This window comes from Nostoc sp. LPT (genome assembly GCF_017115165.1).
Classification (GTDB): domain Bacteria; phylum Cyanobacteriota; class Cyanobacteriia; order Cyanobacteriales; family Nostocaceae; genus Nostoc.
In genome coordinates, this window is sequence record NZ_JABXKF010000056.1 from 1 (window position 1) to 16,651 (window position 16,651).

Consider the following 16,651-nt stretch of genomic DNA (forward strand, 5'->3'; position numbering starts at 1 on the left):
CACCTCGCACATCCCATTGATTATCAGCAGTGGCGCGGTCTTTGAGAATCGAGCGGGTGTCCGGGTCATCTGGGAAATTGCTGGCTAATGCTTCGATGGCTGCACCTCGCACATCCCATTGATTATCAGCAGTGGCGCGGTCTTTGAGAATCGAGCGCGTGTCCGGGTCATCTTGGAAATTGCTGGCTAATGCTTGGATGGCTGCACGTCGCACATTCCCAGAATTATCAGCAGTGGCGCGGTCTTTGAGAAACGAGCGCGTGTCCGGGTCATCTTGGAAATTGCTGGCTAATGCTTGGATGGCTGCACGTCGCACATTCCCAGAATTATCAGCAGTGGCGCGGTCTTTGAGCCAGTGTAAGATATCACGGTTATCTTTCCAAATTACGGCGATTGTTGCAACCGCTTGAGTGCGAACTTCCCGAACTAGCTTACTTTCTTCTTCATCAAACAAAGAGTAATAGTACCATAGGTCATATTTAGTTAAGTCTTTTAGCTTGTCAAGTAATTTATTAGCTACTGACGCAATCACCGAGCGATTTCTCACTTCTGCAAGACACTTAGCCCCTAAAAACAAGTTGATAAACTTTTCCTCTTCGCCATCTTGCACCATTAAGTACTCAAGAATTTCACCAACAAACTTAACATCAATCATTCCCGCAATTAACAGCAGTACCTCATGCCAAGTTTCATCTTGCCAGTGTTTGCCAAAAACTTCAGTTTTGAGATACTCAATTGTAATACTGCGTTCCTTCTCAAACTGCCAGACAAACTCCCAAGCACAGAAATATTCTAAAAAAGTCCGATGCACAAAGGCATAGTAATCTGCACCCAAGAAACATAAAATAAAGTTGCGAGTCCGCAGTTGATTAATCATCACCCGCGCAACTTCTCTAGCTTGAGTGATTTCTAGACTTTTGAAATAGTCAGTCAAAATCTTCTCTAAATTATCTACACTAATCAAATTGCCAGCCAAACCTTTATCCCCGGTTTGCATGTGATAGGCAACCTGACGCAACATTGCTTGCTTATCTTTATAATCAATAGTTTTAGGATCTAACCTCTTATCTTCTTGCAAAGCACGTTCCACATCCCATTGATGCAATAGTACCCGCGATGCTTGATTATAAAGTTCGGCTCTATCTCTTGGTAATTCCTGATTCCGATTCAGAATCGCCATCATTGTCAACAACAGAGGATTTCCTGCTAGTTCTGCAATAGATTGTGAAGTCTCAATCCCGATTTGCAGCCGTTCCCGTTTTCTAACTTTATCCGCTGGATCGATAAAAGTTAACTCATGCCAGCGGTAAATAAAATCCTGAATTTGTTCTGCTTCTAAATCTTGCAATATAAAGTGGTGAAACTCAGCATCTCGCAAACGTTGCGGTTTGTAGCCAATCACGCGAGAAGTGACAATAATCTGCACATGACGATATTCATTAGTGAAGCGATGAATATCAGTAATTACATCTTCTCGTTGAGCAGGATCAAATACCTCATCCAAACCATCGAACATCACCAAAGCCTTACCAATCTTTAGCTGTTGGTGCAGTTGATGTTGGTTGAGATGAGAAATCGCACCACTACATTTATGAAAAAATTCGAGAAAATTATCACACTCTTTATCCTCCCGCCGTCGCATATAAGTGCGTAACTCAATCAGCACAGGAATCGGTAGAGAAAAAGAATTATTCAGAGGACTCCTAGCCCAATTTAATGCCAAGTATTTTAATAAAGTAGATTTCCCGGAACCAGGGTCGCCCAGAATCACAATATATTTATTAATCTGCTGCTCATTTACAATATCCACAACAGAACGTTTCGGTTGTTCTAAATAAACTTGTTTGTAGCGTTCTAATTCTTCTAACTGAAGTTCTGCTTCCAGTTCGTTAGTTTCTCGCAATCTTCGGAGATTTTCTTTCGGAAGTTCGTGAATTCGGGGAATAACTTGATGAATTTCGCGGACATTTTGTGCTATGAATATATCCCAAACTTTGAGTTTATCTCGATAATCATAGGTACTCGTATCTAAACTGTCTAAATTCAGATTGCTATAGGTTTCTTTAATAGCTTCTTGGTATATTTCCAAATCAAAATCAGGAATAATCCCGGCTATCTCTGTTGTGTTGTTCTGGATTTTGTCTAAATTTCGGGAATCTAGAATCTCTCGCAGTTCAGTAACTCCTATAATAATCTCTTTAACCTTTTGCAGATATTTCCTAGCAATCCGTTTCCAGTTAAAATCATCTGGTAACGGGTATGAAGCATTAAGTTCATACCAAATTGTTTCTATTTTCTTGATGTCTATAGCTTGAGAGTCATCTTTAAAAGCAGTTCCCAAAATTCCTTTGACTTCTGGATGCTTCAAAAATTTATTTAACGGCTGCTCATACTTCTTAATTTCATCTTCAGCAAGTTCACTATCATCTAAATCCTGCTGCATGAGTTGCAAAAACTCTGTTACAGCCATGACAACAGCTTTCTCCAGGGGTTCTCGCTTAAAAGGCGCGGTTACAGCATTATTAAAGATATATTTGAAAAAATCTTTAGCGTAGTCCTTGACTAAATCCTTGACAAACTCTTCGCTGATAATAGTTTTGACAAGAAATCCAACCGCTTTTTGACCTATCCAGAGAGTGAACCACTCAACTATCATACTCACGCCTGCTAAGTGCTTGACTACGAGTATATACACTCGCTAGAGAAATATTTCCAGATTTCTGGGTTTTTAGGAAGTGCGAGTCTACTTATCCAAAACTTAAGATTATCTGGTTTTATATGCTGCGATCGCACAAAGGTATAGTTAACAGAAATATTCTCTTTACCTCTAACTTAAAAGCGATACTGGCTGAAGATTTGTTAAAAATAACTAATAACTGTGCATTGATATTAGGAGTAGTTTTATGGTTCTACAAGTTAACCCCATCCAAAAAGAACCAACTGTTACTTGGGAAGCACTTCCAGCCGACTTCATTTTACCTGACGATCCAGTGGAAAATATTCAACAACCTGCTCTTGCTGCTGCGCTTACCGATGCTTTGGGAAGCACAGGACGCATCCAACCTCAAATGCTGATTGGCTCTAATTTTGGACTTGTAGCCACAGTCAACAAAAAAATCGTTGTCAAAGCACCAGACTGGTTTTACGTCCCTCAAGTACAGTCTGTAGGAACAAATGTAGTTCGTCGCAGCTATACCCCAAATTTAGAAGGTGCTGCTACAGCTGTAGTGATGGAATTTCTCTCAGACACAGAAGGTGGAGAACTATCAGTCCGCTCAACTCCACCCTATGGTAAACTCTATTATTACGAAAAGATTCTCCAAGTTCCAACCTACGTAACCTACGACCCCTACGAACCAAGTATAGAACTACGGCGCTTGCAAAATAATGGACAATATACCTTGCAGCAAGCAGACACGAATGGACGTTACTGGATTCCTGAGTTAGAGTTATTTCTCGGAATTTGGCAAGGTGAAAGATTATGTCAAACCATGAATTGGCTGCGCTGGTGGGACACAGAAGGAAATTTGCTGTTGTGGAGCAGCGAACAAGCCCAACAAGAACGCCAACGTGCTGAACAAGAACGCCAGCGTGCTGATATATTAGCAGCTAAGTTACGTGAGCTAGGTATTGACCCTGATGCGTAGGCGTAACCCGTCGTAGACATCGCATAACCTAAAGAAATGCTGGGAATAATAATTTTGGGACATCAGCACCAAAAATTCCATGAAACAGCAAAAAAATCAATTCAGCCATCTTACTGCGATCGAAAGAAGTTATCTATCATTTCCGGCACAGTTTTTATTAAATCAAAACCTTCTCCAAGGCAAAATACTAGATTTTGGTTGTGGTTTTGGTAATGATGTTAAAATATTGCGCCAAAAAGGTTGTGATATTACAGGCTATGACCCTTATTATTTTCCAAAATATCCTGATACTAAATTCGATACAATAATTTGCTTTTATGTTTTAAATGTTTTATTTCCTGAAGGGCAAGCTAATGTTCTCATGGAAATATCCCACTTATTAAAACCAGGAGGCAAAGCTTATTATGCTGTGAGAAGGGATATCAAAAAAGAAGGTTTTAGAGAGCATTATGTCCATAAAAAGCCAACATATCAATGTATTGTCAAACTTCCTTTTAATTCAATTTGTGTAGATGAATATCGGGAAGTATATGAATATATTCACTACAATCATCAGCGGAATTCATCTAATTATTGTATATTTTGTAATCCTCGGAAAAATCTAAACTTATTAACTGAATCAGCAACTGCTTATGCTGTTTTTGATGCCTATCCAATAAGCAAAGGACATATTTTGGTGATTCCCAAACGTCATGTTAGCAGTTATTTGGAACTACCATTTAAAGAGCAATCTGCTTGCTGGTTTATGGTGAATAAAATACAAGAAATTCTCAAAGCAGAATTTGAACCTGATGGCTTTAATATAGGAATGAATATTAATCGAGCCGCAGGTCAAAATATTATGCACACTAGTATTCATATCATCCCTCGTTACAAAGGTGATACTGTCTCTAATAAAAGTGGAATCAGAAACGTTATTCCTAAAAAGCAATAGTTTTTCTGTAATAATTCAGTATTCATAATTTTGCTGTAACTTTACCGCTTTGAAGTAACTATGAAAATTACTGGAACATCATGACTTGCTCAAACTTAAGTTTTGGGTGGAGTGGCTATGTTTCCAGATCCTGGAAAAACCACTGATGAGTTATTGCAAGTAGTAGATCAAGCGCTATATGCTGCTAACTTATACCATTTCACCAAATGAAAGATATAAATATTTTTTCCTCTGCTCCTGTGCTTACCTAAATGTATCAACCTTAAAGTGAAATGGTATTACATGGGCGCAATTGCATCAAGCGTGTGTAATCTAATTGATTAAATGTAAAAATTTCAACAATCATTTATGAAAAATACATATATCTAACAAAACCTAAAAATTAGGTTTTGTTGAAAATATTGCAAAATATTTCAGTTAAGTCAGATTATCTGGATCTATTCCGAGCGCTCTTAATTGTTTTGCCAACTGTTGAACCCGTTGTTCTGCAACATCAGCGCGTTGTGATTCTTGTTGAGCACGTAGTGCTTCTTGTTGAGCACGTAGTGCTTCTTGTTGAGCACGTAGTGTCTCTTGTTGAGCACGTAGTGTCTCTTGTTTTACTTGTTCTGCGGGCGTGAGATACCGTTGTCCTTGCTCATCATACCAATACATCCATTCCCGCGTTACACCACAATAATTTCCCCTTTCGCAACCAATTCCCAATCCAATTTCTGGTAGCCAAACGGGGTTTCCCTCTTGCAATTCATACTTACCATTAACTAACTTATGTACTTCCAGATGCGGTTTGCGGCGGCGGCGAGAGGAATAAATCACGTAATAAAGTACACCTAAAGCCTCATATTCATCCAATTTAGTAGTGTATTCCTTACGATAGTTTTGGGAAACTACTTCTAGGACGAAAATCGGTACAACATTTTCATCCCACAGCACATAACTGGGACGCAGTTCCTCATCATAAAACCGCTCTACTCCTAAGCTCAAAAACCCATCTGGCACAATTGGCGGTTTATCAGGGTGATAATAAATACCCATATCTATCGCAAACAACCAGTCCATGCGTTCTGACCAAAGTATCAGCAAGATCGCCTTTAACAAGCCTGGTATCAATTCTTGCAGTTCATTATCCACAGGCGTTTCATCAGAGTCTGGTAGTTCCTCGGCTGAGGGCAAGTACTTTGGCAAGTTGTACTCTAACATGGCTGGTTTTCCCAAAACTCAAAGGATATTTGGCTCTATTTAGCTCAACAGAATTATAGCGATTTCTCCCCTTGCAATGTCATTAGTAGTCTGCCTCATCGATCGCGAGGCGTGAACGAGTTCGTACTCAGGACTTTAGTTCTGGTTTTTTAAGCACTAAAGTGCTTACTACAAACTCTCGAAATTAGCTTGACAAATTACTAGTTTACTATTGTATATTAAGTACTCTACTGACACTAATTGATAGTTTTTAACTACTAAACAATCTTAAATCTGCCGGAATCATGAGCAATAAAATTTATTTGATGCCTAAATTCTAACTGTCACAATCCGATGATCTTGACGAGCCAATGTTATGCTTTGACTAAGGGATACCACTTGTGGTATTGACAAACAGACAAGATTCGACAGATATATTAGTTACTAGCTCGTTTCCTGGTTGTGTATAGCATTGCCTCAGCTAAAGTTGCAGCCCAGTCAAGCATACAAGCGTTTATACCCCACCAAGTAAGTTGCTTCAGGCGATAAAATTTTGGTAACTCTTAACTATTAATAAATATATCGGTGCTTAGTGCTATTAATGCTTTATATTTAGCGACAGGGTGGTGCAAACAGCTAACTTATGTTGAAAAACTTAGAAAGCAGTGCCCATCGGGAGCAATTCACGCTTCGATACTATCAGCACGTAGTGTAAGTAAAGGTTAAGTTGATATTCAAACGAATAATTTTTGCTGAATTGCGACAGATAAAGACTAAACTAAAAAGTCTTGTGCAGCAAAACCTGTAGCTTTAAATGAAGTAATCATGTCTAAGGTTCTTGTCTCTGATTCGATTGACCAAGCTGGAATTGACATTCTTTCGCAAGTTGCTACCGTTGATGTCAAACTAGGTCTAAAACCAGCGGAACTGATCGCAATTATTGGTGAGTATGACGCGCTGATGATTCGCTCTGGTACGCGCGTCACTCAAGAAATCATTGAAGCCGGCACCCAGCTAAAAATCATCGGTCGTGCTGGTGTGGGTGTGGATAATGTGGATGTTCCTGCTGCCACACGCCGGGGAATTGTGGTAGTCAATTCTCCAGAGGGAAATACAATTGCCGCCGCCGAACACGCGCTAGCGATGATTTTGGCTTTATCTCGCCACATTCCCGATGCTAACGCTTCGGTGAAACGCGGTGCGTGGGATCGCAATAGTTTTGTTGGTGCGGAAGTCTACAAAAAAACTCTCGGCGTTGTCGGTTTGGGTAAAATTGGCTCCCATGTTGCCGCTGTAGCTAGGACAATGGGGATGAAACTCCTAGCTTATGACCCTTTTATTTCTACAGAACGAGCCGAACAAATTGGCTGTCAGTTGGTGGAGTTAGATTTACTCTTCCAGCAAGCAGACTATATCACCCTACATATCCCGAAAACCCCAGAAACTACCCACTTAATCAATGCCACAACCTTGGCAAAAATGAAACCCACAGCGCGGATTATCAACTGCGCTCGTGGTGGGATCATTGATGAAGTAGCTTTAGCAGTAGCTTTGAAAGCGGGTAAAATCGGCGGTGCAGCCTTGGATGTGTTCGAGTCTGAACCACTGGGTGAATCTGAATTGCGATCGCTAGGTAAAGAAATCATCCTCACTCCCCACTTGGGAGCCTCTACCGCAGAAGCTCAAGTGAATGTGGCCATTGATGTTGCCGAACAAATTCGCGATGTCCTTTTAGGACTACCAGCACGTTCAGCCGTCAACATTCCCGGACTCGGCCCCGATGTGTTGGAAGAACTCAAACCCTATATGCAACTAGCAGAAACTCTAGGTAATCTAGTGGGACAACTAGCTGGTGGAAGGGTAGAAGTACTCAATATTCGACTGCAAGGAGAACTCGCAACCAACAAAAGTCAGCCTTTAATCGTCGCTGCCCTCAAAGGACTACTTTACCAAGCTTTGCGGGAACGAGTAAATTACGTAAATGCCAACATAGAAGCTAAAGAGCGCGGGATTCGGGTGATTGAAACCCGCGATGCTTCCATTCGAGATTATGCCGGCACACTGCATCTAGAAGCCACGGGTACTTTAGGTACTCATTCTGTTACAGGTGCTTTGTTGGGTGAGCGAGAAATTCACCTCACCGACGTTGACGGTTTCCCAATTAACGTCCCACCCAGCAAATATATGTTGTTTACCCTGCACCGCGATATGCCAGGGATTATCGGCAAACTTGGTTCCCTACTCGGCAGTTTTAATGTGAATATTGCCAGTATGCAAGTAGGTCGTAAAATCGTCCGTGGTGATGCGGTAATGGCTCTGAGCATTGATGACCCTTTACCAGAGGGCATTTTGAATGAGATTATAAAAGTCCCTGGTATTCGGGACGCGTATACAGTAACACTATGAGTGCTGAGTGCTGAGTAACCAGTGCTGAGTGAAGAAAAGTTAGGAGTGAGTAGTGAGAAGTTAAAAGTTAAAAAGGAAAACTCTTAACTCCTAACTTCTAACTCCTAACTCCCTCAAACTCAGCACGGGCTAAACGCCCCGCTTCCGCTAACAGCACTCATCACTCAGCACTCAAAAATGGCAAACACCTGGTGGGAACTAAATATTTTATGTGAGCCAGACTTAGAAGATTCGATCTTTTGGCGACTGGAAGATTTTGGCTGTCGTGGTACAGCTAGTGAAAATAAAGGAAATTCATCTTTAGTAAGGGCTTATCTGCCGACAATTCAAACGCAGCTACTAGATTTGGCAGCGCTGTCGCTATGGCTGCGTCAAGATGCTCTCTGTGTAGGAATTTCATCTCCTTCCTTGCAATGGCAATTAATTGATGAGGAAGATTGGGCGACTAGCTGGAAACAATATTGGCATCCACAAGAAATAGGCGATCGCTTCCTAATTAACCCCGCTTGGCTACCATTACCAAAAACAACCGAACGGTTAGTCATTCGCCTTGACCCTGGTGTAGCATTTGGTACGGGCAACCATGCCACTACTCAGCTATGTTTGGAATCCCTGGAAATGCGGCTAAGTGGAGTTCCTCAGTCCTTTGTGGGTAATAGTGGCAAACATGAGCATCTGGTAATTGCGGATATTGGCTGTGGTTCTGGTATCCTTTCTATTGGGGCGCTGCTATTGGGAGCCGAGAAAGTCTATGCAGTGGATACTGACCCTTTGGCGGTGCAATCAACTATCAGTAATGGTGCGCTGAACGACATTAGCCCAGAACGTTTACTACCTGCACAGGGAAGTGTAGACGTTTTGACAAAACTAATTGAAAGCCCAGTAGATGGTATTGTCTGCAATATTTTGGCTCATGTGATTATTGAATTGATTCCAGAAATGAGTGCGATCGCTAAACCTGAAACTTGGGCAATCTTCAGTGGAATTTTACTGGAACAATCTAAAGCTGTTGCTGACGCTTTAGAAGAAAATGGTTGGGTTGTCGCTACCCTGTGGAAACGCAAAGAATGGTGTTGCTTAAATGTACGGCGTTCTTAACCCAGTAGAAAAATAATCCTAAATCATTCGTAAACAATGATATCCCCGTCTTCGTAAAAGTTGTCGGGGATATTTCAGTGACATAATATATAGATTACCCACTATTGACTTTTGAAACTAGCGATGAAAGAACGGCTACAAATCCACAAAAAAGCTGACTCATCCGCTTATTCCTCAGAGCAAAGTCAGTTGCGCTCGCATCCGTTAACTGGCTACTCTCAGCTGCACTCTATCAAAAAGCCTCTTGTGCAGGCAAAAGTAGAGAATCAAAAATTTCAACAGGATCAATTTGAGGCAACGAAACTCAAAATTCAGGCGAAGTATGGCATCATAACGCCACAGGGACAAGAACGACTCACTGTATTGCAGACAAAGATGAATGAGTCGTTGCTGCAAACTAAAGAACACTCATCTCAGTTTGGTCATAACTTTGACAAAATGGCGATCAAACGTCCTGAGAATGTGTCATTGCCACAAATTCAACCCTTTTCGGAACCGCTAATACAGCCAAAACTCACTGTCAGTCAACCAGGAGATAAATATGAGCAAGAGGCGGATAGGGTAGCTGCTTCTGTAGTTAATCAAATGAATACACCGACTTTGCAAAACCAGGATACACAGCAGCCAAAACTAACAGCCAAGACTGAAAAAATATTAGCAGCAGATAACTCAGCCGATAGAAAACAAAAATTTTTACAAGAATACGCACTAGCGAAAACACTAGTAAATGGGATAGAAGAAACATTACCAGAAGAGAAAATTTTGGAACAACTTTTCAAAAACTTTGAGAATATACAATTTAAATACACAATGGTAAGCAAGAGTCATGAAACTCTTTTAAAAGGCTCTCCTGAAGGAGATTCCCAAACATTAGTACGCACTTTTAAAAAAGTAGCAGAAGAGTATTTTGGCATCAAAAAAATAGCGATTGAAAGTCTTCCTAAACCTTTCCTGAGCGAAGGTGGAAAAACCCCATATCGAGGACAAGACCCCAATTGTGATGATGGCAAACGGTGGTTTTTCCAAAATCATTACTGGGCTGTCTGGAACGGAAAAGTTTACGATGTTTTATTCCTTAGCCAGAAGCGAATCGAACCAGATAAGGCAAAACAAGATCGACCGCTTAGATCGATGCTAATGCCTGAACAAGAGTACTATGAGACAGAAAAAGGCAAAGTTGTATATCCATATCAAAATGAATATTCTACTATAGAACTCGCTGTCTTTGAGAAAATAATAAACTTTGTGAAAAACTTAAGTAGCTTGTTATATAGAGATATAGATTCAATTATTGCTAAAATTAGGTCTTTATTTACTAAAGGTGGAAACAGCAACGATTTTGATTCTCTATTGAGAGAACTTGAAAACGACAACAATAATCGGGTGATATCAAACAATTAAACTCAATAATTCAATTGAATAGGCTATACACGTAGGGGCACAATATATTGTGTCGCTAAAATAGTCTGTATCCCATGCATTTAACTAGGGGTGTAGGGGTGTAAGGGTGTAAGGGTGTAAGGGGGTCACAGTATTGGTCGGGGATTTATGCCCCGACCAATACAATCGCCGCAAGCGGCGGGGCTTCTTACCCACTAGTAGAGTAAGGTGCTAACTCTTTCCCCTACACCCCACACCCCTATACCCCTACACCCGCCCCAGCGGGGCTGGTGAAAATTGCTGTAATACTCATTCTCTCGATGCACGCAAACCTATAGACGCCCAAAGAGTGGCTACTCTTTGAGTAGCTGCTTGTGTTTAAACATCGTCTTTCAAATCCGTGACTTATTCAGTTAGTTTAAGAGATGCGATGTCTGACGACAAGCCTAGGAAGCGTCTACGCTTTTAACCTTTTCATCGATAGCACCTTCACTAGCGCCCAGAGTTTTCCTGCTATTGCCGCTAATGCCAATCAAAAATTTAGACTTAAGTTGATAGTACTGCTTATGATCAAGGTAGTATATTGACTTAACAGCCAGTTTGGCATAACAGCTTCACACGATAAACCATTTGGAGGAAGCATTGGGTAAGATCAGCGATCGCATGATGCCCCAAAAGAGAGCAACGACATCAAGTTTTAGCAATCCGTCGTTGATCTTACCTAATATTCCGACGCTGGCGAACCCAATACGCGGCTTTGGTTTACAACCTGCTGTGTCCAAAACGGCGACTCAAGAATCAATCAGCCTCAAAGAAGAACAGCCTGCAAGCGAGCAATTGTCAGAATTAGAAACTCGCCAAAAAGCGCCTTTGAGTCACGATATGAGCCGAATGTCGTTGCGTTCACAAGCAAGAATTAGCATCAGTTCACCAACAGATCCTGATGAACAAGAAGCGGATTCGATGGCGCACAGGGTAATGCGTGTGGCTGTGCCAGAGCCACCAGCAGGTATTGATGAATCCATAGCACAAGATGTATTACAGCCCAAATATATAGCCCGCGAAAAAGAAGAAGAATTGCAAATGCAGCCATTGCTGCAACCGCTAGTAAACGACGGTGGCTTTGAAGTTGATAATAATCTGGAAAGTCAGCTGACAAATACCAAGGGAGGGGGTAGCCCTTTAGCGGATGAAGTGCGAAGCTTTATGGAACCGCGATTTGGCAACGATTTTAGCCAAGTGCGGGTGCATACTGACAGCACAGCAGTCCAGATGAACCGCGATTTGGGCGCTCAGGCGTTCACTCATGGTAGTGATATTTACTATAGTGCAGGAAAAAATCCGGCGAAGGATGAGTTAACTGCTCACGAATTGACTCATGTTGTACAGCAGACAGGAGCAAAGCAGCAAAATTCCCAAGTGCGTCGGCGACTTGAGCCAGAGTCAGAGAAAGAATCTAGGGAACAGGAAATATCTGATAAAACTTCAGCAGTTCGCTCAAATAAAGAATCGTTTAAACAGCTGCCAAAACCAGACCAAAAAGCTTCGGCAGACAACGTTGCACAAGAACAAGATGCACAACAATCTTCTAATATCGCAGAGAAAGAGCAGCCGCAAGCCAAACAGGCTAATGGTAATCTAGATTCCAATCAAGTCAAAGAAAACAAAAACGAACCCCAGCCTCAAAATCAACCGCAAGCTGAACGGATAAACCAGCAACCAAGTGTAGGTGGGGACACAAAGGCAAATCAGTCTATGGGATCTGAGCGACAAGCTAGTCAGGCGGTTGCTCAACAAGCAGATCCTTTGAGCGCAAAAGACCCCGGTCAAATTCTCGAACAGCTAAAAAATACACCGCCTACCCAAGCTTTAGCCACCTACACGCAAGCCGAAACCGCTTCTGCCCAAGCTTTAGAGAATCAAAGGCAACAACTGCAAGCAACTATACCAGAAATCCCAGCGCCCACCGGCTTATCACCTCAAACGGCTAATGTAGCGCCAAATAATTCAGCACCAGCAACCGCAAAATCGGCAGAGTCAGCTTCAGCACAAGCGCCATCAAATTCTGTAGCCGATAGTATAGGGTCAAAATCTAGTCATGTAGGCAGTTTATCATCTGCGATCGCTTCATCAAAACCTAGTTCAAGTCCTGAAAAATCTAGCGAAAATCTTGACATTAACGCAATTAGCACTAATGCAGGAGAGCGTCCGAAAGTAAATATGACTGGGGAAGCTGACCCATCACAAATGAATGGGGAGCAAGCGCAATCCCTTCAGCAGGTGCAAGCAGCTAAGGGTCAGGCTGCTAGTAGCATTAGTCGAGATTTCGGTGAAAATAATATCTTTCCTAAAGCCAGCAATGAAACCCTCAAAGCAAATAAAGAATTCTCTAAAGTTTCGCCCGCTTCTGGCAAAGGTGGTGAAATCCCCACAATTCCAAGTGAAATTGTTGGCGGTTTAAATCAAAGTTTGACTCCATATTATCAAGCAAAGATTGCTCCAGAACAACAGAAATATCTCACAGGAAAGCAGCAGTTTGATGCCGACTCAGGCAATGCTAGAGAAGATTCAAATCAAAAAATTACCCTGCTCAATCAAGAAGCTAAACAAAAACAATTAGAGCAACAAAAACAAACTCAACAAGAAGTTGCCCAAGCAAGGCAAGATTGGCAAGCTGAATTAGATAATACAGAAAAAGATTATCAAGATAAAGCCGGAAAAGCAACTAAGGAACAGCAGCAGAAAATAGACGATGAAAAAGCTAAAGGTGAGCAGGAAGCTGACCAAAAACTAACAGAAGCAGAACAGAAAGCAGAAGCAGAAAAGAAAAAAGCTCAAGAGGAAGAGGCGAAGGAAAGAGAAAAGGCAGAGAAAGAGAAATCTGAAAGAAAAGGCTTTGGTAAAGTCATAGGTTTCTTCAAAGATTTGGGCAAGGCAATTATTGATGGACTTAAAAAGGCGATTAACTTTATCTATGACGCTTTCCGCAAAGTAGTTAAAGCTATTTTTGATGCTGTTAAAAAAGTTGTAACGACTATAATTGATCTAGTTCGCACCGTAATAGTTGGACTGATTAAAGCCTTTGGAGAAATTCTCAAAGTACTAGTGAAAATAGTTTTTGCAGCCTTCCCCGAAATATCTAAAAAATTCACCGATGCAATTGACAAAGCAGTTAATAAAGCTACAGAAATAGTTAATAGCGTAGCTGACTTTTTGCAGAAAGCTGTTTCTACTGTTCTGGATTTCTTAGCAACAACATTAGATAAATTGCTAGGATTAGTCCAAGGTCTTTATAACGCCGCTTTAACCGTGATTGGTTTGATTATCACGGGTGAATTTGGCGAATTAATCAAACGATTCGGCAATTTAATTGAAGGTGCTAAAGCAATGCCTGCTCAGTTTGAGACAGCAGCTTTAGAAGAACTGATGGGAGGCGGTGAACTTGACTTAGATAAACCCCTGGCACCAGAAGAACTTGCCCAAGCCCAACAAGCTGGGGTGAGTATCCCTGGTATGGGAGGTGAAAATACCCCAGAAACTGGTGAAGCTGGAGAAATGCCTAGTGCACCTTGGAGTGAGGAAAATGTTGGGGTGGATGCAGTTGAAGACAATATGGAGCTTTCTCCAGAAATTGCTGAAGAACTAATGCAGCAAAGCAATGGTGAAGGCGAGGTGATGCTTGCAGAGTCTCAGGAAGAAAGCCGCTCAATGGATGCAATTGTCTCTGAAGCGACTGGAGAAAAGCAAGCAGGAGGACAAGAACAACAAGAGATTCCCGATGATGGACTAACGCCAAAACAGCGAGCCGGAATTAAATGGGAGTTGATGAAGCAAGGAATTAAGCAGTGGTTCTCTAAAAACTGGCCGATTTTACTTGGTGCATTGATCGCAGCAGCTGCCGTCATTATAGCTGCGATCGTTGCTTCTGGTGGTGCAATTTTGGCAGCACTACCAATAATTATGGAGATTTTGACTGTAGTGTTTGCCGCCGAAGCCATAGCAAGAATCGGCGGATATTTGAGCGATTATCTCTCTAAATCTTGGGAAGGAAATATTCAAGCTGGCGGTAAGAGTTTGGCGAAAGCATTAGCAGCCGGAGCCATTGAACTCATTATGTTGTTAACTTTCGAGGTTGGAAAAGCTGCTACTAAAGGTGTCAAAGCAGTAGCGAAAGGTACAGCTAACGTTGCTAGAAAAGCTTCTCGTGCAGTCATTAATGGTGTTAAATATGTCATCAAGAAAGGTAAGGTTCTCTTCAAGGGTATTGCTGATACGGGAGTTGGTAAACAGTTTAAGAAACTCGGCGATTTGGGTAAAGCGCTGTTGGATAGAATGCGGTTTAAGGCATTCCGCATTCGGGTTGCAAACGGTCGCTTCCGACTAGAAGGTTTAATTAATCCTTGGGTATTAATTGCTGAAGGTTCAATTCAGCAAGTTACGCAAGGTACAGAAAATGCTGTAGAAGTTACTGAAGATGCTCTCAAAAAGCTCAATAAATTTATGGGGGAACGCGCCAACCTTAAACATCCGGATGCCATTAAATTATTTGACCAAAAGTATAATGCCATAGTGGGCGATGCAACCAATCCCAAAAAAATTGATGCTTTTGAACGTTACCTTGATGCTGCAAAAAAACGAGGTGGCGACGATTTAGAAAAGGGTTTGTTAGAAGACTACAAAATAGCTAATAAGCCACCTGAAGTTGCCAAGCCTTATGGAGAAGGGGTTTCCGAACTACCAAGGCTACGTCAAGAAGCCGAAAATTTAAAACAGGAGATCAAGAGTTGGTTAGAGACAACACCTGATATAAAAGGAGTAGAACGAATTGTTAAGACGATTGACAATGATTTAAAAGGTCCGATGACAAAGATGGAACAAGGGACATTAGAGGCTACTGGAGAGCGTATTGACGGCTTTAACAATAATCTTAAAGGTGCTAGAAGTGAGTTTGAACAGGCAAAAACAGCACCGCCTGGTACAGAAATTGGTGCCTATAAAAAATTTGAAGGTAAAAAGATTGAGATTGATCAAATACGTCCTGATGGAACATGGGTCAATGTTAAGAACTATGAACTGTTTGGGAAAGAAAGTAGAAAATTTACAGAATTAGAGAAACAGGCACAAATGAATTTGCGTGCCGCTCAAGCCAACCCTCTTCCGGATGGTAATATACCAAAAATTCTTTTTGATTTCGGTGAGAAAGGTGTAACAACTGAAGTTGCAGACGCGCTTAGAGCTATCAACGTAAAAGTTACCGGAAGAGAGATACCTTGGCGGCAATAACATTAAGTACATATAATTATGTTTTTTAAAACCTTAGTAGCAGCTTTCTTTCTTGAGCGTGGAAGTAATGATTATTCACTAGAACAGTTGCTGACACTGGCTGGAATGAAAAATTTACAATACTTGAGTGAAGATGAAAAGCTAGGATTAGGTATTTATGATCCAAGCCTGGAAGTGATTTATGGAGAATGGGGCGCATTTGGAGATGCTTGGGCAAGGCTTGATAGAGTTGAGTATCACAACTGCTTACAGATTTATTTTTCCATAAACCACTTTCTTGACTTATTTCCTGAGACACCAGATGATGAGAACTTACCTTTGGAAGAAGATCCATTATTGCCATTGGCATACACTTTCCGCGATGCCTGTGAACAATTGCAAGCAGAAGTTGCTTTTGTAGATACCCATGCTCACTATGGCGATGAAGCTTGGGAAAACAAGCAAGGTAACCGCGATTGGATTATTGACTACTACTGGATGCTGCTAGAATCAAACGTCAATGCGCTAGCTGATGAACGATTTGGACTTCTCTATTTGAATGAGTACATGAATCAACTCTGGGACTCAAATCCACTACGTGATGATCGTGACATAATACCCCTCTCTCAAGGACGCTTAGCGTTTGCTGGACAAGGAGCGGCACGGTGGTTGTAATTTTAGAGAAAAATATTTGCAGTTGTTTTAAAGCAACATTCTAGAATCAACCAAGACTTAACACATTGCT

At 41.5% G+C, this 16,651-nt stretch carries 9 protein-coding genes; 7 read left to right on the top strand and 2 right to left on the bottom strand.

Translation table 11 applies throughout. The features are described 5' to 3' along the window. Positions 1-2,656 (bottom strand): HEAT repeat domain-containing protein (locus tag HWQ58_RS13345; protein ID WP_292862883.1); only part of this gene is annotated, 2,656 nt, incomplete at its 3' end. 247 nt (positions 2,657-2,903) lie between these two features. On the opposite strand from HWQ58_RS13345, the gene HWQ58_RS13350 reads away from it, so the two are divergent. Both HWQ58_RS13350 and HWQ58_RS13355 read left to right on the top strand, forming a co-directional pair. Then, positions 2,904-3,647: a Uma2 family endonuclease gene (locus HWQ58_RS13350; RefSeq protein WP_292862886.1), complete on the top strand. Its 744-nt coding sequence runs from the start codon at positions 2,904-2,906 to the stop codon at positions 3,645-3,647. A 79-nt stretch (positions 3,648-3,726) separates the two neighbouring features. Continuing rightward, positions 3,727-4,581: a bifunctional class I SAM-dependent methyltransferase/HIT family protein gene (locus HWQ58_RS13355; protein ID WP_292862889.1), complete on the top strand. Its 855-nt coding sequence runs from the start codon at positions 3,727-3,729 to the stop codon at positions 4,579-4,581. Positions 4,582-4,998: 417 nt separating this feature from the next. Here HWQ58_RS13355 and HWQ58_RS13360 read toward each other — a convergent pair whose 3' ends face one another. Further along, on the bottom strand, positions 4,999-5,781 hold the full coding sequence (locus HWQ58_RS13360) for a Uma2 family endonuclease (protein WP_292862892.1): 783 nt from the start codon (positions 5,779-5,781) through the stop codon (positions 4,999-5,001). An 804-nt stretch (positions 5,782-6,585) separates the two neighbouring features. Here HWQ58_RS13360 and serA point away from each other — a divergent pair. The 5 genes from serA to HWQ58_RS13385 all read left to right on the top strand — a co-directional run bounded on the left by serA (position 6,586) and on the right by HWQ58_RS13385 (position 16,581). After that, positions 6,586-8,166, top strand: a complete 1,581-nt coding sequence (serA, locus tag HWQ58_RS13365) for a phosphoglycerate dehydrogenase (RefSeq protein WP_292862895.1) — start codon at positions 6,586-6,588, stop codon at positions 8,164-8,166. A 177-nt stretch (positions 8,167-8,343) separates the two neighbouring features. Then, positions 8,344-9,264: a 50S ribosomal protein L11 methyltransferase gene (gene prmA / locus HWQ58_RS13370; RefSeq protein WP_292862898.1), complete on the top strand. Its 921-nt coding sequence runs from the start codon at positions 8,344-8,346 to the stop codon at positions 9,262-9,264. Positions 9,265-9,387: 123 nt separating this feature from the next. After that, positions 9,388-10,665: a hypothetical protein gene (locus HWQ58_RS13375; protein ID WP_292862901.1), complete on the top strand. Its 1,278-nt coding sequence runs from the start codon at positions 9,388-9,390 to the stop codon at positions 10,663-10,665. Positions 10,666-11,286: 621 nt separating this feature from the next. After that, entirely contained in the window at positions 11,287-15,927 is a 4,641-nt protein-coding gene (locus HWQ58_RS13380; protein ID WP_292862904.1) for a DUF4157 domain-containing protein, read from the top strand. A gap of 18 nt (positions 15,928-15,945) precedes the next feature. Continuing rightward, the gene (locus HWQ58_RS13385; RefSeq protein WP_292862907.1) at positions 15,946-16,581 is read left to right on the top strand and encodes a hypothetical protein; all 636 of its coding nucleotides are present in this window, start codon (positions 15,946-15,948) and stop codon (positions 16,579-16,581) included. Positions 16,582-16,651: the final 70 nt, after the last annotated feature.